General features: G+C 62.0%; 17 protein-coding genes. 11 read left to right on the top strand and 6 right to left on the bottom strand.

Annotated elements, in window-relative coordinates; translation table 11 throughout:
- Positions 1 to 2 precede the first annotated feature (2 nt).
- Positions 3 to 125 carry a hypothetical protein gene (locus tag NTD84_RS06900; RefSeq protein WP_262164233.1) on the bottom strand — a complete coding sequence of 41 codons (123 nt, stop codon included), beginning with the start codon at positions 123 to 125 and terminating at the stop codon, positions 3 to 5.
- 157 nt (positions 126 to 282) lie between these two features.
- Here NTD84_RS06900 and NTD84_RS06905 point away from each other — a divergent pair, with 157 nt between their 5' ends.
- The 6 genes from NTD84_RS06905 to NTD84_RS06930 all read left to right on the top strand — a co-directional run bounded on the left by NTD84_RS06905 (position 283) and on the right by NTD84_RS06930 (position 5,510).
- On the top strand, positions 283 to 1,467 hold the full coding sequence (locus NTD84_RS06905) for an ABC transporter substrate-binding protein (RefSeq protein WP_262164235.1): 1,185 nt from the start codon (positions 283 to 285) through the stop codon (positions 1,465 to 1,467).
- A gap of 31 nt (positions 1,468 to 1,498) precedes the next feature.
- Complete coding sequence (locus NTD84_RS06910) at positions 1,499 to 2,458, top strand: YVTN family beta-propeller repeat protein (RefSeq protein ID WP_262164237.1); 960 nt, start codon at positions 1,499 to 1,501, stop codon at positions 2,456 to 2,458.
- Complete coding sequence (locus tag NTD84_RS06915) at positions 2,455 to 3,186, top strand: ABC transporter ATP-binding protein (protein ID WP_262164239.1); 732 nt, start codon at positions 2,455 to 2,457, stop codon at positions 3,184 to 3,186. Before NTD84_RS06910 ends, NTD84_RS06915 begins: the two co-directional genes overlap by 4 nt.
- Positions 3,183 to 3,974 carry an ABC transporter permease gene (locus NTD84_RS06920; RefSeq protein ID WP_262164240.1) on the top strand — a complete coding sequence of 264 codons (792 nt, stop codon included), beginning with the start codon at positions 3,183 to 3,185 and terminating at the stop codon, positions 3,972 to 3,974. The genes NTD84_RS06915 and NTD84_RS06920 overlap by 4 nt, the downstream gene beginning before the upstream one ends.
- A gap of 256 nt (positions 3,975 to 4,230) precedes the next feature.
- Positions 4,231 to 4,788 (top strand): PQQ-dependent catabolism-associated CXXCW motif protein, encoded by a 558-nt coding sequence (locus tag NTD84_RS06925; RefSeq protein ID WP_262164241.1) that lies wholly within the window; start codon positions 4,231 to 4,233, stop codon positions 4,786 to 4,788.
- A gap of 56 nt (positions 4,789 to 4,844) precedes the next feature.
- A complete protein-coding gene (locus tag NTD84_RS06930) occupies positions 4,845 to 5,510 on the top strand; it encodes a response regulator transcription factor (protein ID WP_008024898.1) in 666 nt (221 codons plus the stop codon).
- A gap of 107 nt (positions 5,511 to 5,617) precedes the next feature.
- Here NTD84_RS06930 and nahK read toward each other — a convergent pair whose 3' ends face one another.
- The 4 genes from nahK to NTD84_RS06950 form a co-directional block, all read right to left on the bottom strand.
- A complete protein-coding gene (gene nahK / locus NTD84_RS06935) occupies positions 5,618 to 8,212 on the bottom strand; it encodes a hybrid sensor histidine kinase/response regulator NahK/ErcS' (RefSeq protein WP_262164316.1) in 2,595 nt (864 codons plus the stop codon).
- Positions 8,181 to 9,344, bottom strand: coding sequence for a nitric oxide-sensing protein NosP (gene nosP / locus NTD84_RS06940; protein ID WP_262164244.1), 1,164 nt, complete (start codon positions 9,342 to 9,344; stop codon positions 8,181 to 8,183). Before nosP ends, nahK begins: the two co-directional genes overlap by 32 nt.
- Positions 9,345 to 9,584: 240 nt before the next feature.
- On the bottom strand, positions 9,585 to 10,769 hold the full coding sequence (locus NTD84_RS06945) for a porin (protein ID WP_262164247.1): 1,185 nt from the start codon (positions 10,767 to 10,769) through the stop codon (positions 9,585 to 9,587).
- Between the two features lie 175 nt (positions 10,770 to 10,944).
- A complete protein-coding gene (locus tag NTD84_RS06950; RefSeq protein WP_262164249.1) occupies positions 10,945 to 11,751 on the bottom strand; it encodes a sulfite exporter TauE/SafE family protein in 807 nt (268 codons plus the stop codon).
- Between the two features lie 161 nt (positions 11,752 to 11,912).
- Here NTD84_RS06950 and NTD84_RS06955 point away from each other — a divergent pair, with 161 nt between their 5' ends.
- Entirely contained in the window at positions 11,913 to 12,776 is an 864-nt protein-coding gene (locus NTD84_RS06955; RefSeq protein ID WP_262164250.1) for an MBL fold metallo-hydrolase, read from the top strand.
- Positions 12,777 to 12,785: 9 nt separating this feature from the next.
- Here the strand turns inward: NTD84_RS06955 and bkdR are convergent, their stop codons facing one another.
- A complete protein-coding gene (gene bkdR, locus NTD84_RS06960) occupies positions 12,786 to 13,274 on the bottom strand; it encodes a Bkd operon transcriptional regulator BkdR (protein ID WP_262164252.1) in 489 nt (162 codons plus the stop codon).
- A 186-nt stretch (positions 13,275 to 13,460) separates the two neighbouring features.
- Between bkdR and NTD84_RS06965 the strand changes: the two genes are divergently transcribed.
- The 4 genes from NTD84_RS06965 to lpdA are packed head-to-tail and all read left to right on the top strand — an operon-like array spanning position 13,461 to position 18,420.
- Positions 13,461 to 14,696, top strand: coding sequence for a 3-methyl-2-oxobutanoate dehydrogenase (2-methylpropanoyl-transferring) subunit alpha (locus NTD84_RS06965; protein ID WP_262164254.1), 1,236 nt, complete (start codon positions 13,461 to 13,463; stop codon positions 14,694 to 14,696).
- 1 nt (position 14,697) lies between these two features.
- Complete coding sequence (locus tag NTD84_RS06970) at positions 14,698 to 15,756, top strand: alpha-ketoacid dehydrogenase subunit beta (protein ID WP_262164257.1); 1,059 nt, start codon at positions 14,698 to 14,700, stop codon at positions 15,754 to 15,756.
- Positions 15,757 to 17,034 carry a dihydrolipoamide acetyltransferase family protein gene (locus tag NTD84_RS06975; RefSeq protein WP_262164259.1) on the top strand — a complete coding sequence of 426 codons (1,278 nt, stop codon included), beginning with the start codon at positions 15,757 to 15,759 and terminating at the stop codon, positions 17,032 to 17,034.
- A gap of 3 nt (positions 17,035 to 17,037) precedes the next feature.
- Positions 17,038 to 18,420 (top strand): dihydrolipoyl dehydrogenase, encoded by a 1,383-nt coding sequence (gene lpdA, locus NTD84_RS06980; protein ID WP_262164261.1) that lies wholly within the window; start codon positions 17,038 to 17,040, stop codon positions 18,418 to 18,420.
- Positions 18,421 to 18,450: the final 30 nt, after the last annotated feature.

An 18,450-nucleotide genomic window follows, 5' to 3' on the forward strand; every position in this document is an offset into this window, starting at 1 on the left:
GGCTAGCGCCCCGGTGTCGCGGGTATTACCAACAGCGGTGCCGGTGGCGGACCGTGCAGCTTGTCGACGCCGATCAGGCTCAGGATCAACAGCAACGGCAGGAGCAGCGCCTTGAAAATACGCATGGTCAATCTCCTCCCGAGTGATGGCCGTCGTGACCCATGCTAAAACCGCGCCGCCGCGGACGGTTTACTACCTTGGTACTGCCTCACTGGTACTTTCTGCATATTTCCTCTGCACCACAGGCTTCCTATGCTGGCGCTACCTGTAACGGAGTGCCTTATGCGCCAGCCTGCCCCTTACGTCCTGATCTATCTGCTGGTGATGGCCTGCGCCGCGGGGCTGGCGACCCGGAGCCAGGCGGCCGACGCGTCTTTACCGGTGCAGATCGGTTACCTGGGTTATCGCCCGGATCCGGGGCCGTTGCTGTCCAACGTCATTCCCGAACCGGTGGATGCCGGGCTGCGTGGAGCCGAACTGGCGATCACCGACAGCAACAGCACCGGACGTTTTCTCAACCACCGCTACAGCATGGTCGATGCCAGCGCCGACAGCCCGCAGGCGTTGCTCGACGCCGCGAAGGTGCAGCATGCGCAGGGTCTTCGGCTGTTTGTGGTGAATGCGCCCGTCGACACCCTGCGCCAACTCAGCGCGGCGCTGCCCGACAGTCTGCTGTTCAATGCCGGCAGCGCCGATGACAGCCTGCGCACCACCGATTGCCTGCCGAACGTTTTGCACACGCTGCCGAGCCGGGCCATGCTCGCCGATGCGCTCGCGCAGTTTCTGGTGGTGCGCAAATGGCAACGGGCGCTGCTGATCGTCGGCCCGACCGCTGACGATCAAGCCTATGCCGCCGCCCTGCGCCGCGCGGCTAAACGCTTCGGCCTGCAACTGGTCGCGGAAAAAGCCTGGCGTTTCGATAACGACCAGCGTCGCAGCGCTCAGGCCGACATGCCGCTGTTCACCCAGACCGCCGAGTACGACGTGGTGCTGGTGGCCGATGAGCGCGGCGACTTCGGCGAATACGTGCCCTACCAGACCTGGTATCCGCGGCCGGTCGCCGGCACGCAAGGCCTGACCCCGGTCGGTTGGCACAAGACCGTGGAAACCTACGGCGCCGCGCAACTGCAGAAACGCTTCGAAGCCATGGCCGGACGCTGGATGAATGACCGCGATTTCGCCGCGTGGATGGCCGTGCGCAGCATCGCCAGTGCGGTGAGCAAATTGCGCCAGACCGATCCGATGGCGATCCGTCAGCTGGAAATCAGCGACCAGCTGCCGCTCGACGGCTTCAAGGGTCGCAAGCTCAGCTATCGCCCGTGGAACGGCCAGTTGCGCCAGCCGATCCCGATCGTGCAACCGCGGGCGCTGGTCAGTACCTCGCCGCAAGACGGCTTTCTGCACCCCTTCAACGAAATGGACAGCCTGGGTTACGACAAGCCCGAGGTCAGCTGCCGCTTTCCCTGAGTTCTGCCACCACAACAATAAGGAATCTGCCATGCGCCGCACCCTGCTTTCCTGCGCCCTGCTCCTCGCTGCCGGGCACGTCGCGGCCAGTACCGCCTGGGTCTCCAACGAAAAAGACAACAGCCTGAGCCTGATCGACATGCAGACCCTGCAAGTCACCGACACCCTGCCCGTCGGCCAGCGCCCGCGCGGCTTGCTGCTGTCCCACGACAGCAAGCTGCTGTACATCTGCGCCAGCGATTCGGACCGGGTCCAGGTCATGGACGTCGCCACGCGCAAGATCATCAAGGAACTGCCCTCGGGCAAGGACCCCGAGCAATTCGCCCTGCACCCGAACAATCGCTGGCTCTACGTTTCCAACGAGGACGATGCGCTGGTGACGGTGATCGACACCGAAACCTCCAAGGTGCTGAGCCAGATCAACGTCGGCGTCGAACCCGAAGGCATGGCGGTCAGCCCCGACGGCAAATGGGCGGTGAACACCAGCGAAACCACCAACATGCTGCACTGGATCGACACCAGCACCCAGACCCTGGCCGACAGCACCCTGGTGGATCAACGGCCGCGCTTCGTTGAATTCGCCCCGGACGGCAAACAACTCTGGGCCTCGGCGGAAATCGGCGGCACGGTGACCATTCTCGACGTCGCGACCCGGCAGATCCTCAAGACGCTGACGTTCCAGATCAAGGGGGTTCACCCGGACAAGGTGCAACCGGTGGGCATCAAGCTCACCGCGGACGGCAAATATGGCTTCGTCGCGCTCGGCCCGGCGAACCATGTGGCGGTGATCGACGCGAAGACCTTCGAAATTCTCGATTACCTGCTGGTGGGCCGGCGCGTGTGGCAGATGGCGTTCACCCCGGACCAGAAGCAATTGTTGGCCACCAACGGCGTCAGCGGCGACGTGTCGGTGATTGATGTCGACAGCCTCAAAGTGACCAAATCAGTGAAGGTCGGGCGCTATCCGTGGGGCGTGGTGGTGACGCCATGAGCGCGCTCGAGGTCAGCGAGTTGAGCTTTGCCTATGGCGCGCGGGAGGCGCTGCAGCACGTGAGTTTCAGCCTGGCGCCAGGGCGTTTCGCCGCGCTGCTGGGGCCGAACGGTGCGGGCAAGTCGACGCTGATCGCGCTATTGACCCGGCTGTACGATCTGCAACGGGGTGACATCCGGGTCGGCGGCTGTTCCTTGCGAAACGCGGCGCGTCCGGCACTCAGGCAACTGGGGGTGGTGTTCCAGCAAAGCACCCTGGACCTGGACCTCAGCGTCGAGCAGAACCTGCGCTATCACGCCGCACTGCACGGCCTGTCGCGGCGCCAGACCGGCCTGCGCGTCGATGCCGAACTGGCCCGCCAGGCGCTGACCGAGCGCCGTCGCGAACGCGTGCGCGAGCTCAATGGCGGCCATCGCCGTCGGGTGGAAATCGCGCGGGCCTTGTTGCATGAGCCACGCTTGCTGTTGCTCGACGAGGCCAGCGTCGGCCTCGACCCGGCCAGTCGCCTGGCCCTCAATCAACACATTCGCAGCCTGTGCCGCGAACAGGGGATCAGCGTGCTCTGGACCACCCATTTGCTGGATGAGGTGCAGCCCAGCGACGATTTGCTGATTCTTCATCAAGGTCGCCTGGTGGCCAGCGGACAGGCCGATGCCCTGAGCCTGGAACACGGCGGCGATCTGGGCTCGGCGTTCACGCGCCTGACCACCTCGGGAGCGGCGCGATGAACGCGTACTGGCAATGTTTCAGCGGCATCGTGCTGCGCGAATGGCTGCGGTTTGTGTTGCAGCGCACGCGGTTTCTCAGCGCGCTGGTGCGGCCGCTGCTGTGGCTGCTGGTGTTCGCCGCCGGATTTCGCGCGGCGCTGGGGATCGCGATCATCGAGCCCTACGACACCTACATTCCCTACGAGGTCTACATCATCCCCGGGCTGGCCTGCATGATCCTGCTGTTCAACGGCATGCAGGGCTCGTTGTCGATGGTCTACGACCGGGAGATGGGTAGCATGCGCGTGCTGCTCACCAGCCCCCTGCCCCGCACGTTTCTGCTGTGCAGCAAGTTGTTGGCGACGTCGCTGATTTCGTTGTTGCAGGTGTATGCCTTCCTGGCGATTGCCTGGGTGTACGGCGTGCAGCCACCGGCCATGGGTCTGTTGATCGCGTTGCCGGCGCTGTTGCTGGTGGCGCTGATGCTCAGTGCCCTGGGCCTGTTGCTGTCGAACGCGATCCGCCAGCTGGAGAACTTCGCCGGGGTGATGAACTTCGTGATTTTCCCGCTGTTTTTCCTGTCGTCGGCGCTGTATCCGCTGTGGAAAATGCGCGAGTCGAGTGAGTGGCTGTATTGGCTGTGCGCGTTAAATCCGTTCAGTCACGCCGTGGAACTGGTGCGATTCGCCTTGTACGAACGCTTCAACCCGCTGGCGATGGCGGTGTGCATCGGCCTGACGCTGCTGTTCACCGTGCTCGCCGTCCTCACCTTCAACCCGCAACACGCCGCGCTGCGCAAATCCAAATAAACTGCCCCCCCCTGTAGGAGCGAGGGGGACGCCTAGTTCATGCTCGCGAAGAACCCGAGGCCGACGCGGGCATTCAGACAGCCCGCGTTATCGTTGACGTCCATCGCGAGCATGAACTAGGCGTCCCCCTCGCTCCTACAGACGGCTCCTCCCGGCAAAATTACTACTTTAGTACCGGATGACCTGTCTATCGTCGCATTCCCAAGGCACCGCGACTGGCATGTAATGGGTTCATAACTATAAGGATCGAACCCCCATGCCGCGTGCCCGACGTTGCCTGCTGCGCCCTTCACTCGTTGCGTTATCGCTGAGCCTGTTGCTGGGAACGGCCCGGGCCGAGGCGCCGTTGTTCTCCGCCGACGGTTACCGGATCGGCCTGTACCGCAGCCCGACGCCGACTCAGGTCCAGGGCGCTACCGTGCTCGATACCGCCGCCCTGCAAACCCTGCTCAGCCAGACCCCGCGTCCGGTGCTGATCGATGTCTACCGCCGCCAATGGCTGCAAGGCCTTTTCATCGAAGACCAGCCCCATGAGAACCTGCCTGGCAGTCATTGGCTGGCCAACACCGGCGATGGTGACCTCGCACCCGACTGGCAGGACTACTTCACACGTAACCTGAATAAATTCAGCGCCGGCAATTTGCAGCAGCCCCTGGTTTTCTATTGCCGATCCGATTGCTGGGCGAGCTGGAACGCGGTCAAACGCGCTGCCGCCATGGGCTATAAAACCCTGTATTGGTATCGCGACGGGCTGGATGCCTGGCAAGCGGCGAACCTGCCTGTGACGCCGGCCCAGCCCGAACCCTTTCCTTGAGCTTTACGCCTGCGTGGAGTTGCCACACCATAATCAAAATAATGAGGTGAAAGGCTATGTACAAAATTCTGATTGCCGACGATCACCCGCTGTTTCGCGAAGCCATTCATAACGTCATCAGCGATGGATTTCCCGGCAGTGAGGTCATGGAAACCGCTGACCTGGACAGCGCCCTGGCGTTGACCCAGGACCATGACGACCTGGACCTGATCCTGCTCGACCTGAACATGCCCGGCATGCACGGCCTCAATGGCCTGATCAACCTGCGCAACGAGGCGCCGACCATTCCGGTGGTGATCGTTTCCGCCGAGCAGGACAAGCAGATCGTGCTGCAAGCCATCACCTACGGCGCGGTGGGCTTTATCACCAAGTCCTCGCCACGGGTGCAGATGACGGACGCGATCCAGCAGATTCTCAACGGTAACGTCTACTTGCCGCCGGACATCATCCGCACTCAGAAAAGCGGTACCCATCGCCGAATGAACGACACCCCGAGCTTCCCCCCGGAACTGCTCCAGGCCTTGACCCGCAAACAATTGCTGGTGCTGGAACGCATGACCAAGGGCGAGTCGAACAAACAGATCGCCTACACCCTGGAAATCGCCGAGACCACCGTCAAGGCGCATGTCTCGGCGATTCTGCGCAAGCTCAATGTGCACAATCGGGTGCAGGCGATCCTGAGTGCCGGGGATATTGATTTCGGGTCTTATCTGCGGCGCTGAGATCGAGTCGCCCCCATCGCGAGCTGGCTCGCTCCCACAGGTGACCGCGTCGGCCCGGATCAATTGTGGGCGTGCTCGCGAAAGGGCCGGTACACACACCGCAAGCCTCAAGGCCTGCCGAGCAAATGACTCATCGCCGTCTTCAGCTTCATCGGCCGCACCGGTTTGTGCATCAACGTATGCCCCAACTCGCGAATCTGCTGCTTGAGTTCATTGCTGTAGTTAGCGGTAATCATCATCGCCGGAATCGCTGAAGCCCGGCGGGCGTTGATGCGGGCCACGGCGTCGACGCCGTTCTGGTCGTCGTCCAGGTGGTAATCGGCAATCAGCAAATCTGCTTCAGCGTGGTAATTGTCCACTTGCCGCGCCAGGTCCTGCTCCGACAGCGCCGTCACCACCTGACAGCCCCACCCTTCCAGCAAGGTGCGCATGCCCGCGCAAATGGCCGCGTCGTTGTCCAATACCCACACCCGCGCACCGCGCAGACGTTCCAGCATCGGTTCGCTCATCAGCAAGGTAGGCAACGCCTTGGGCGCCGTGGCGCTCAACGGCACCTCGACCGAGAACACCGAGCCTTTGCCCGGCCACGAACGCACGTGAATCCGGTGCCCGAGAATCCCGGCAATTTTTTCGACGATCGCCAGCCCCAGGCCCAGCCCGCGATCCTGATCGGGACGCTGCACATCACCGCGTTTGAATTCCTGGAAAATCTCTTCCAGGCGGTTTTCCGCGATACCCATGCCGCTGTCCCAGACCTCGATCGACAAGCGTTGATGACGACGCCGGCAGCCGAGCACCACTCGACCGCTGTAGGTGTAGCGCAGGGCGTTGCTCAGTAAATTGCGCAGGATCCGCGCGAGCAACTGAATGTCGCTACGCACCAGCGCCGAACACCGGATGAAATGCAGTTCAAGCCCTTCGCTGCGCGCCACCTGGGTGTATTCGGCGGCGAGGTTGTCCAGCAACTCGCTCAAGGCGAACGGCGCGATGTCGGCCTTGATCACCCCGGCATCGAGCTTGGAAATATCCACCAGCGTGCCCAACAGGTTTTCCACGTCCTCCAGCGAGTTGCTGACGTTGCGCACCAGAATCTCGTTGGCCACGGGCTCACGGCGCTCCAGCAGCGCGCTGGTGAACAGCCGTGCAGCGTTCAGCGGCTGCAACAGGTCGTGGCTGACAGCGGCAAGGAACTTGGTCTTCGACAGGTTGGCCCGCTCGGCGTCGAGCTTGGCCTCACGCAGCCGCGACTCCACGCGCCGACGCTCATCGATTTCGCGCAGCAACTGATCATTGAGGGTGGTCAGCTCCGCGGTGCGTTCCCGCACCCGCAGTTCCAGATTCTGATAGGCCTGGTGCAACGCCTCGGCCGTGCGCCGGCGTTCGGTGATGTCACGGATCAACACGAAGATCCCCACCACTTCGCCAGTGGCCAAGCGGTTCGGCACGTAGGAGCGCAGCATGTAGCGCTCCTGATTGTTGATGTTGGTTTCGGCAAACTCGAAGGTCACGCTTTCACCCGCCAACGCCCGGGCGACGTAGGCTTCCAGGCGCTGGTAATGCCGCTCGCTGTGCGCTTCGCGCAGGCTCTGCCCGAGCATCACACCGCGCGGCCAGCAGTACCATTCCTCGTAAACCTTGTTGGTGAATTCGTAGACCAGATCAGCGTTGAGGTAGGCAATCAGCGCGGGCACGTGGTCGGTGATCAGGCGAATCCAGCGTTCACTTTCGCTCAGCGCTTCGGCGTGTTGATAGCGCTCGGTGATGTCAGTGAAGGTGTTGACGAAACCGCCGGTGGGCAGCGGATGGGTGCGAATTTCCAGAACCCGGCCATCGAACAGGCGCTGCTCGCACTCCTGCACCGGCCGCCCGTTGCCGTCACGGCTGGCCGGGGTCAGCAGGGTCAATTCGCTGTCGGCGATCACTTCGGCGAATGCCCGATGGGCCGCCACCGGGGCGAGTCCGCTGAGTTCGAGAAAGCGCCGGTTCCACAGTTCCAGAATGCCCTCGGCGTTGACCATGGCCACGCCCTGGGACAGGTTGTCGACCGCCCGCTGCAACAAATGCGATTTCTGCGCCACGGCCTGTTCGCGGCGCACGGTTTCACTGAGCTTGACGTCGGTAATGTCGGTGAACAGGATCACCCGCCCGCCTTCCTGGGTCGGCCGTTCGCTGACCTGCAGCCAGCGGCCGTCCGGCAAGCGATAGAGCAGATTTTCGTCGGCGTGGCCGCGCGGTTCCTCGGTGAACAGCCCGCTGACGGACATCATCCGCTTCACTTCCGCCAGGCGCATGCCCGCGTTGATCCGCACCCGGCTGTTGCCCCAGAACGCCTTGAAGCGGCTGTTGAACAGGACGATGCGTTGCTCGGCGTCGAACAGGACAAAAGCGTCGGAGATGCTCTCGATGGCATCGATCAGATGCTGATGCGCGGTTTCCGCCCGCAGGCGTGCTTCGCTGAGCAAATGATTGCCGGACTTGAGTTCGGCCATCGCCTGGTTCAAGGCGTCGGTGCGTTCCCGTACCTGTTCGGCCAGCACCACCGAATGCTGGAACGCGCTGTAGGGGTCATTGCCACGGGTGACGCCGGACTCGATCCGCTCGATCAACGCGCCGTTGATGCGCTGCAATTTGCGGTTTTCGTGCTGCAAGCCGGCGATTTGCGCCTGCAGTTCAGCGGTGTCCAGGGGTCCGGCCTCGGGCAATGGCAACCCCGGTAAAGGTCTGGTTGATGTGCATGCCATTGAACTGTTCTCCGTAGGTGTTGAAACCCATCACCCGCTGATCGCGCAAGAATGTACCGATCTGCTCGAGGCTGCCGTCGGCTTCCAGCTCCATGCGCCGCAGAAAACAATCGCAGCCCAGAGTCAGCAGCAGATCACCGAGGCGCTGGTGCAAACCGTCAAACAGGCTTTGCAGGTTCGGCAATATCGGCCCCGGCGTCATCACCGTCAGGACGATGCCATTTTCCACCGCGCAGTAGAAACTCAGGCTCAGGTCCGGATGCACCTGCTGGATGGCCCGCACGTAATACTGATCGTTGATGCGTACCGCCAGCGGGTGCGCGGCGAACGTCCGGTGATCGAGATCGGCCACGGCCATGCCGATGTGCCGGGCGTACTCCTCGGCAGCGGGTTCGGCGTTCAGTTCGAACACCCGGCGCGAGGCGCTGTCGGCCCCGGTGACCACCAGTTTTTCCGAGCGTGGCAGGATGTGGTGGGTGGTGAAGACTTCGAAGTCCAGCCAGGTGTTGACCAGCATCACCACCGCCGCGCCGCTGTGAAACGCGCCGTCGAAATACACGTGGGTGTGGGTCAGGTAGTTGTCGTCACCGGCCGAGCCGCCGAAATGCGGGATGTCACCCAAGGCGGCGCTGAGCGCTGCGAGAACCATCTCTTCACGGCTGGACAGGCCATCGAGCAAGGTCAGGGCAAAACTGTTGCCCTTGATCGGCGCCAGGGTGTTGCTGCGACAACCGCTGACCAGACGCTCGACCATTTGCTGGGCGTCGATCAGGCTGAAGCGCTCCATCTCGTCGATCAGCTCGGCGTCGATGGAAAAATGCCGATGATCGAAACCCACCGCCGTCACGCAATTGCGTCCGTAGCCCAACGGGGTGATTTCCCCGGCGCTGGTGCAGCCCACGAGGCGGATGCCGCCGAAGCTCTGCTGCAAGGCCAGGCCCAGCGCCTGCAGGTCGTATTCGGCGGAACAGAAAAACAACACAAACCCCAAATGCGGATGCAACAGCTGGCGGGCCAGTTCCTGCGCCGCTTGCTGGGCATCGGTCGCCTGGGACATGGCACTGACGACACCTTCACTCTGAACCGGCTGCATCGTCGCCTCCCGCAGGTGCGCCTGTATGAGGTGCGAGTGTACGAAGGCTGGGGGCGGCGACGTATGCTACTTGGGTAGCGGTCTCGCGGTTCGATGGGATGAGACTTTTCGCCGCGAATTCCACTGTGGGAGCGCGCCTGCTCGCGAAGGCGGCGTGTCGGGCAACGGTCTTGTTGCCAGTCACTCCGTCTTCGCGAGCAGGCTCGCTCCCACAAGGTTTGGGTAACGTCGACTTATGGGTTACCAGGTCAACACCGCCCCCACCGCAAAGGTATCGGTGTTTTCATTCTGCGCGCGGGTGTCGTGGCCGTTGATTTCGAACTGGTTGTATTCCGCCACCAGTTTCAGGTTGTCATTGACGTCATGGAACAGCGCAATGCCGCGAGTCTCGTAGTCCGCGCCGCTGCCGACCACGCCGTTGCCGTCGTCCTTGGTCTTGCCGTACGACAAGGCCAGGCGGTTCTTGCCCAGTTTGTAGGAGCCCTGCAGCAGGTAACCGTCGCTGTCGACATTGCGCAGGGTCGGCTCGCCGGCGTTGTTGGTGAAGAACGGATTGATGCCCTTGGCCTGGAACCCCGACCCGGTGAGGGACAAACCGCCCATTTTCGCCTGCACGCCATAACCGACGCCCTTGGACGTGACCGATGCGACGGTGGAGTCGGTGTTGTCCGAAGTCTGGTAGCTGCCGTTGATCCAGCTGTAGATCTTCGCCCCGGCGAGGTCGAACTGATAGGTGATCTCGCTCTCGGTGCGCGGGTTTTCCTGGTAGGCCTTGCCGGTCGGGCTGCTGTCGTTGGTGTCGACCGGGTCCATGATGCCGACTGCCACCCGCAGGCCGTCCATCACCGGGGTGCGGTAAGTGATCTGCGAGGTGGGGAACGGGTACGGGTAACCGCTGCCGATATTGCCGAAGGACACCCCGCCGCCATCCACCAGCCCCAGGCTGTCGCTGACCTGACCATAACCGGCGAGCAATTCGTCGAGCAGGATGTTGGAGCGGGCGAACAGGCCGAAGTCCTTGCCGATCAGCACTTCACCCCACTCTGGGTTGGCCACCGTGCCGTAGAACTGGCGCACGTCGATCGCGGTGTCGGTGCCGTTGGTTTCGCTGTCGTTGATGGTCACCCAGAACGATGCGCGGGCACCGAGCTTGAGGTCATCGATCTGCTTGCCCATGTTGAAGCCCAGGTAGTTGGGCAGGAAGCCCATTTTCACCCGCGCCTGCCGACGATCGTATTGCTCGCCGGCCCGGTCGACGTCGCTGTTTACGTAAAACGCGTTGATGTAGCCATCGGTGGAAAACGTGGTCTGGTCCTTGTCGTACAGCATGATCTCGGCTTCGGCGAGCGAGCTCATGCCGAGGGTCGACAGGCTGGCGATCAGGGCTGGCAAGTAACGGTGCTTGAAGTTCTTATTGTTGTGCATGACGCGCTCCGCAGCGGGGGGACTGGATGTCGGAGGCGATTATCGAAAGCCGATCGGCGGCGTCATACGCTGCCTTGGAGGCAGTATCGGGGTGCTTTGGAATGGCCGGTGGCGCCCGGCAAATTCGGCGTAAGACCGGGCCGCGACAGGCCCGGGACTTAGGGTGTAAGACCTGTCAGGCGCTCGCGTTATACAGCATGAAAACCGCGACCACGACGCAGACACTGGCGAAGCCAACCTGCAAGGCCCGGGCCGGCACCCGCGCGCACAACTGTCGACCGAAAATCATGCCAACCACGCTCGCCACGATGAACGCCACGCCCACCGCGTCGATCCGCACCCCGGCATGAAACGCGCCGATCACGCCGATGGCGGAAATCAGGCTGATGACCATCAGCGACGTGGCGACGATGCCGCGCATCTGCACGTCGGTCAGTTGCTTGAAAGCCGGAACGATCAGAAACCCGCCGCCGACCCCGAGCAATCCCGAGACCACCCCGGTGACCGCGCCGAGTGCCGCCAGGGTCGCGGTGCATTTGGCGGTCCAGGAAAAGCGCCCGGTCTGTTGATCGAGCATGCAGTTTTTCTGGCCCCAGTTGGCGTGGCCGTGGTCGTTCGGGCCTTCGTCGTGACGTTCGCGGCGCAGCATGCGCCAGGCCACCATGACCATCAGCATGCTGAAAAGGATCATCAGGATCCGTTCCGGCAACTGATGGGCGAAGTAGATGCCGACCGGCGAAAAGATCGCCCCCAACAACGCGATCAACAGCGCCGCGCGGTAGCGCACCAGGCCATGCCGCAAGCCGTCAATCGCGCCGACGGCTGCGGCACTGCCCACCGCAAACAAGGCGATGGGGGCTGCCTGAGTCATGCTCAAACCCAAGCCCAGCACCAACGCCGGGACAGCCAGAATGCCACCCCCGGCACCCGTCAGCCCAAGGACCAGGCCCATCACCACGCCAAAAAAAATTGCCAGCAACATAGAACACTCATATCAGCGAAAAAAAGCCGGGAACGCCCGGTATCGATGACTGACAGGATAGAGCCCGCGCAGCATTTTTCACTCATTGAATTGCGATCAGACTGGCCAGCGCGGGGAAAATGGCACTACCCTCAAGGCCTGTCCCGAAAGAAACGGCCACCATGCCAGCCTTGATTGAAGCGTTCCTTGACCCCGCGTCGTCGACCTACAGCTATGTGATCTACGAAGCCGACGGCGGTCAGTGTGCGATCGTCGACCCGGTCCTCGACTACGACCCGGCCGCCGGGCGCACGGCTACCACCCAGGCGGACAAGATCGTGGCCTTCGTCGGCGAACACCGGTTGCAGGTGCAATGGCTGCTGGAAACCCACGCCCATGCCGATCACCTGTCCGCCGCGCCGTATCTGCGCCGGGAACTGGGCGGGCGGATTGCCATCGGGCAATCGATCAGCCAGGTTCAGGGTGTGTTCAAGGGCCTGTTCAACCTTGAAGCGGAATTTGCCGTGGACGGCTCGCAGTTCGATCACCTGTTCGCGCCGGACGAATCGTTCATGATCGGCAGGCTCAACGCCACGGCGCTGCATGTGCCCGGGCACACGCCGGCAGATATGGCTTACCTGATCGACGGCGACATCATTCTGGTGGGCGACACGCTGTTCCTGCCGGACGTCGGCACTGCACGGTGCGACTTTCCCGGCGGCAATGCCAATCAGTTATTTGCCTCGATCCAGAAGCTCCTGGCGTTTCCGGCGAGCGTGCGGCTTTACGTGTGCCACGACTATCCGCCGCAAGGCCGGGAATCACACTGCCACACCACGGTGGGTGAGCAGCGCAAAAGCAATATCCACGTCCACGACGGCATCGATGAGGCAGCGTTCGTCGCCATGCGCATCGAACGCGATGCCGGACTGGGCATGCCGACGCTGTTGTTGCCGGCGATTCAGGTCAACGTGCGCGCAGGGCATCTGCCGCCGGCCGAGGATAACGGCGTCACGTACCTGAAGATTCCGCTTAACAGATTTTGAGATGAAAAGTCAGCTGCCCAGGATCAACCCATTCGCCGGCAACGGCAGCGCGGTTTTATAACGCACCTGCTTGAGCGCAAAGCTTGAACGGATATTCGCCACCCCCGGCACCTTGGTGAGAAAGTCCATCATGAAGCGCTCCAGCGACTGGATGGTCGGCACCAGCACCCGGATCAGATAATCCGGATCACCCGCCATCAAGTAACACTCCATCACTTCCGGGCGATCCGAGATCGCCTCCTCGAACTGCTGCAACGCCTCCTCCACCTGTTTCTCCAGGCTGACATGAATGAACACATTCACATGCAGCCCCAGCAAATCCGCGTCCAGCAATGTCACCTGCTCGCGAATCAGGCCCAATTCCTCCATCGCCTTGACCCGGTTGAAACACGGCGTTGGCGACAGGTTCACCGAGCGTGCGAGGTCAGCGTTGGTGATGCGCGCATTCTCCTGAAGGCTGTTGAGAATGCCGATATCGGTACGGTCCAGTTTGCGCATGAGACAAAACCACCTGTTTTTTATGTTTATGCAGATTTTTTATCCTCAAATGATCACCAACGCAACGAAAGACAGATAAATATTCTTCCGCGCCGCGCCTATGATGTTTGTAGGACAAGATTTCCATTACACGTGGGATGACGGTCAGCTCACTACAAGAAATTCACAAGATCGAGCGTAGAAGCCATGAACCAAGCGTATAAACCGCTACGCCTGCACGTTCCCGAACCCTCGGGCCGCCCAGGCTGCAAGACCGACTTCTCCTACCTGCGTCTGACCGACGCTGGCACGGTGCGCAAACCCGCCATTGACGTTGAACCCGCCGACACGGCCGACCTGGCCAAAGGCCTGATTCGCGTGCTCGACGACCAGGGCAATGCCCTCGGTCCATGGGCTGAAGGTGTTCCGAGCGAAATCCTGCGCAAAGGCATGCGTGCCATGCTCAAGACGCGCATCTATGACAACCGCATGGTCGTCGCCCAGCGCCAGAAAAAAATGTCGTTCTACATGCAGAGCCTCGGCGAAGAAGCCATCGGCAGCGGCCAGGCGTTGGCCCTGAACGTCGATGACATGTGCTTTCCGACCTACCGTCAGCAAAGCATCCTGATGGCGCGCGAAGTGCCATTGGTCGATCTGATCTGCCAACTGCTGTCCAACGAGCGCGATCCGCTCAAAGGCCGGCAGTTGCCAATCATGTACTCGGTCAAGGACTTCGGCTTCTTCACCATTTCCGGCAACCTTGCCACCCAATTCGTACAGGGCGTGGGCTGGGGCATGGCCTCGGCGATCAAGGGCGACACCAAAATCGCCTCGGCCTGGATTGGCGACGGCGCGACCGCTGAAGCGGACTTCCACACCGCCCTCACCTTCGCCCACGTCTACCGCGCGCCGGTGATCCTCAACGTGGTCAACAACCAATGGGCGATTTCCACGTTCCAGGCGATTGCCGGTGGTGAAGCCACCACCTTCGCCGGTCGTGGCGTCGGTTGCGGGATTGCCTCCCTGCGGGTCGACGGCAACGATTTCGTCGCGGTGTATGCCGCCTCTGCCTGGGCCGCCGAACGGGCCCGCCGCAACCTCGGCCCGACCATGATCGAATGGGTCACCTACCGGGCCGGCCCGCACTCCACCTCCGATGATCCATCGAAATACCGCCCTGCCGACGACTGGAGCTACTTCCCGTTGGGCGACCCGATTGCACGCCTCAAGCAACACCTGGTGAAGATCGGTGAGTGGTCCAAAGAAGAACACGTTGCCGTCAGCGCCGAGCTGGAAGCCGAAGTCATCGCCGCGCAGAAACAGGCCGAGCAGTACGGCACCCTCGCCGGCGGCCAGATTCCAAGCGCCGCGACCATGTTCGAAGACGTCTATAAAGAGATGCCGGAGCACTTGAAGCGCCAGCGTCAGGAGTTGGGGATCTGACATGAACGATCACAACAATAATATTGAGCTGGAAACCGCCATGACTACGACCACCATGACCATGATCCAGGCCCTGCGCTCGGCCATGGATGTGATGCTTGAGCGTGACGACAACGTCGTGGTGTTCGGTCAGGACGTGGGCTACTTCGGCGGCGTGTTCCGTTGCACCGAAGGCCTGCAGACCAAGTACGGCACCTCCCGTGTGTTCGACGCACCGATTTCCGAAAGCGGCATCGTGGGCGTCGCCGTCGGCATGGGCGCCTACGGTTTGCGCCCGGTGGCCGAAATTCAGTTCGCTGACTACGTTTATCCGGCGTCGGACCAGATCATCTCCGAAGCGGCGCGCCTGCGCTATCGCTCGGCCGGCGAGTTCACCGCACCGATGACCCTGCGCATGCCTTGCGGCGGCGGCATTTACGGCGGCCAGACCCACAGCCAGAGCATCGAGGCAATGTTCACCCAGGTCTGCGGCCTGCGTACGGTGATGCCGTCCAACCCTTATGACGCCAAAGGCTTGCTGATCGCCTCCATCGAAAACGATGACCCGGTGATCTTTCTCGAGCCGAAACGCCTGTACAACGGCCCGTTCGATGGTCACCACGATCGTCCGGTTACGCCCTGGTCCAAACACCCGGCCGCGCAAGTCCCGGATGGTTACTACACCGTGCCGCTGGACGTCGCCGCCATCACCCGTCCGGGCAAGGAAGTGACCATCCTGACCTACGGCACCACCGTGTATGTATCGCAAGTTGCGGCGGAAGAAACCGGGATCGACGCCGAAGTCATCGACCTGCGCAGCCTGTGGCCGCTGGACCTGGAAACCATCGTCAAGTCCGTGAAGAAAACCGGCCGTTGTGTGATCGTTCACGAAGCGACCCGCACCTGCGGCTTCGGTGCCGAACTGGCTGCCCTGGTGCAAGAGCACTGTTTCCATTATCTGGAAGCGCCGATCGAACGCGTCACCGGCTGGGACACTCCCTACCCGCACGCGCAAGAGTGGGCGTATTTCCCTGGCCCGACCCGTGTGGGCGCGGCTTTGCACCGGGTTATGGAGGTCTGAATGGGCACGCACGTTATCAAGATGCCGGACATTGGTGAAGGCATTGCAGAAGTTGAATTGTCGGTGTGGCACGTCAAGGTCGGCGACATGGTCGTCGAGGATCAGGTGCTCGCCGATGTGATGACCGACAAGGCGATGGTCGACATCCCTTCGCCGGTGCATGGCAAGGTGATCGCGCTCGGCGGTGTGCCAGGCGAAGTCATGGCGGTCGGCAGCGTGCTGATCAGCATTGAAGTCGAGGGCGCGGGCAATCTCAAGGAGTCGGCCCAGCCTGCAGCAGTTGCCGTAAAAGAAACGCCGGTTGCGGCGCCGACAGTTGAAACGGTTGTGCAAAGCAAACCTGTCGCCGCGCCAGCGCCACGAGCGGCCGTCAGTCAGGGGCCGGTGGTGGCCCGCGAGGCCGATGAGCGCCCGCTGGCCTCGCCGGCCGTGCGTAAACATGCACTCGATCTCGGTATCCAGCTGCGCCTGGTGCGTGGCACCGGTCCTGCCGGTCGGGTGTTGCACGAGGACCTCGACGCCTATCTGGCCCAGGGTCAGTCGAATGCATCCACCGTCTCTAGCGCTTATGCCCAGCGCAACGACGAAGAACAAATCCCGGTGATCGGCATGCGTCGCAAGATCGCCCAGCGCATGCAGGACGCCACCCAGCGCGCCGCGCACTTCAGTTATGTCGAGGAAATCGACGTCACCGCGGTGGAAGAGCTGCGCGCGCACCTCAACGAAAAACACGGTGCGACCCGCGGCAAGCTGACTTTGCTGCCGTTTCTGGTCCGTGCTCTGGTTGTCGCCCTGCGCGACTTCCCGCAGATCAACGCCCGTTACGATGACGAAGCCCAGGTCATCACCCGTCTCGGCGCGGTGCATGTGGGCATCGCCACCCAGGCGGATATCGGATTGATGGTGCCCGTGGTGCGTCACGCCGAAGCCCGCAGCCTGTGGGATAACGCTTCGGAAATCTCCCGCCTGGCGACTGCCGCGCGTAATGGCAAGGCCAGCCGCGATGAGTTGTCCGGTTCGAGCATCACCCTGACCAGCCTTGGCGCGTTGGGCGGCATCGTCAGCACTCCGGTGCTGAACCTGCCGGAAGTGGCGATTGTCGGCGTGAACAAAATCGTCGAGCGCCCGATGGTGGTCAAAGGCCAGATCGTGATTCGCAAGATGATGAACCTCTCCAGTTCCTTCGATCACCGGGTGGTCGATGGCATGGACGCGGCGCAATTCATCCAGGCCGTCCGTGGCTTGCTCGAACAACCCGCCACCCTGTTTGTGGGGTAAGGCATGCAGACTTTGAACACCACGCTGCTGATCATCGGCGGCGGTCCTGGCGGTTATGTAACGGCGATTCGCGCCGGTCAACTGGGCATTTCGACCATTCTGGTAGAAGGCGAATCACTGGGCGGCACGTGCCTGAACATCGGCTGCATACCGTCGAAAGCCTTGATCCACGTCGCGGAACAATTTCACCAGACGCAGCAGCACAGCCAGCACTCGGCTTTGGGCATCAGCGTCTCAGCGCCGGTTTTGGACATCACTAAAAGCGTCGAGTGGAAGGACGGCATCGTTGATCGCCTGACCACCGGCGTTTCCGCGTTGTTGAAGAAGAACAAGGTCCAGGTCATTCAGGGCTGGGCCAAAGTGATTGACGGCAAGACCATTGAAGTCGGCGACACGCGGATTCAGTGCGAACACCTGGTGCTGGCCACCGGGTCGAAAAGCGTGAACCTACCGATGCTGCCGATTGGTGGACCGATCATATCGTCCACCGAAGCCCTGGCACCGAAGTCCGTGCCGAAACGCCTGGTCGTGGTGGGTGGCGGTTACATCGGCCTGGAGCTGGGCATTGCTTATCGCAAGCTCGGTGCCGACGTCAGTGTGGTCGAAGCGCAGGATCGCATCTTGCCGGCCTACGACGCCGAGTTGACCCAGCCGGTTCACGATGAACTGAAAAAACTTGGCTTGAAGCTTTACCTGAAACACAGCGTTCAAGCCTTTGATTTTTCTAATAATACATTGCAAGTTATCGATCCGAATGGCGACACCCTGAACCTGGAAAGTGATCAAGTGCTGGTGGCCGTCGGGCGCAAACCGAACACGCAGGGCTGGAACCTCGAAGCGCTGAATCTGGACATGAACGGCGCGGCGATCAAGATCGACAACCGCTGCCAGACCAGCATGCGCAACGTCTACGCCATCGGTGACCTGAGCGGTGAACCGATGCTCGCCCACCGGGCCATGGCCCAGGGCGAAATGGTGGCCGAGCTGATCAGCGGCAAAACCCGTGAGTTCAACCCGACCGCAATCGCTGCCGTGTGCTTTACCGACCCGGAACTGGTGGTGGTCGGCAAGACCCCGGACGAGGTCAAGGCGGCGGGCCTGGACTGCGTCGTGTCGAGCTTCCCGTTCGCGGCCAATGGCCGGGCGATGACCCTGGAATCGAAAAGCGGCTTTGTGCGGGTGGTCGCTCGTCGGGACAATCATGTGATTGTCGGCTGGCAAGCGGTGGGTGTCGGGGTGTCGGAGCTGTCGACGGCGTTTGGCCAGAGCCTGGAAATGGGCGCGCGGCTGGAAGACATCGCTGGCACCATCCATGCGCATCCGACCTTGGGCGAAGCGGTCCAGGAAGCGGCGCTGCGGGCCTTGGGCCACGCGTTGCACCTCTAAAACCGACCGACGCTGAACCTGCAGGAGCCG

This window comes from Pseudomonas sp. 14P_8.1_Bac3 (assembly GCF_025466085.1).
GTDB lineage: Bacteria > Pseudomonadota > Gammaproteobacteria > Pseudomonadales > Pseudomonadaceae > Aquipseudomonas.

Excerpts from the sequence above, each read along its gene's own strand:
- NTD84_RS06900 (WP_262164233.1), bottom strand. The coding sequence starts at position 125 with ATGCGTATTTTCAAGGCGCTGCTCCTGCCGTTGCTGTTGATCCTGAGC.
- NTD84_RS06905 (WP_262164235.1), top strand. The coding sequence starts at position 283 with ATGCGCCAGCCTGCCCCTTACGTCCTGATCTATCTGCTGGTGATGGCC.
- NTD84_RS06910 (WP_262164237.1), top strand. The coding sequence starts at position 1,499 with ATGCGCCGCACCCTGCTTTCCTGCGCCCTGCTCCTCGCTGCCGGGCAC.
- NTD84_RS06915 (WP_262164239.1), top strand. The coding sequence starts at position 2,455 with ATGAGCGCGCTCGAGGTCAGCGAGTTGAGCTTTGCCTATGGCGCGCGG.
- NTD84_RS06920 (WP_262164240.1), top strand. The coding sequence starts at position 3,183 with ATGAACGCGTACTGGCAATGTTTCAGCGGCATCGTGCTGCGCGAATGG.
- NTD84_RS06925 (WP_262164241.1), top strand. The coding sequence starts at position 4,231 with ATGCCGCGTGCCCGACGTTGCCTGCTGCGCCCTTCACTCGTTGCGTTA.
- NTD84_RS06930 (WP_008024898.1), top strand. The coding sequence starts at position 4,845 with ATGTACAAAATTCTGATTGCCGACGATCACCCGCTGTTTCGCGAAGCC.
- nosP (WP_262164244.1), bottom strand. The coding sequence starts at position 9,344 with ATGCAGCCGGTTCAGAGTGAAGGTGTCGTCAGTGCCATGTCCCAGGCG.
- NTD84_RS06945 (WP_262164247.1), bottom strand. The coding sequence starts at position 10,769 with ATGCACAACAATAAGAACTTCAAGCACCGTTACTTGCCAGCCCTGATC.
- NTD84_RS06950 (WP_262164249.1), bottom strand. The coding sequence starts at position 11,751 with ATGTTGCTGGCAATTTTTTTTGGCGTGGTGATGGGCCTGGTCCTTGGG.
- NTD84_RS06955 (WP_262164250.1), top strand. The coding sequence starts at position 11,913 with ATGCCAGCCTTGATTGAAGCGTTCCTTGACCCCGCGTCGTCGACCTAC.
- bkdR (WP_262164252.1), bottom strand. The coding sequence starts at position 13,274 with ATGCGCAAACTGGACCGTACCGATATCGGCATTCTCAACAGCCTTCAG.
- NTD84_RS06965 (WP_262164254.1), top strand. The coding sequence starts at position 13,461 with ATGAACCAAGCGTATAAACCGCTACGCCTGCACGTTCCCGAACCCTCG.
- NTD84_RS06970 (WP_262164257.1), top strand. The coding sequence starts at position 14,698 with ATGAACGATCACAACAATAATATTGAGCTGGAAACCGCCATGACTACG.
- NTD84_RS06975 (WP_262164259.1), top strand. The coding sequence starts at position 15,757 with ATGGGCACGCACGTTATCAAGATGCCGGACATTGGTGAAGGCATTGCA.
- lpdA (WP_262164261.1), top strand. The coding sequence starts at position 17,038 with ATGCAGACTTTGAACACCACGCTGCTGATCATCGGCGGCGGTCCTGGC.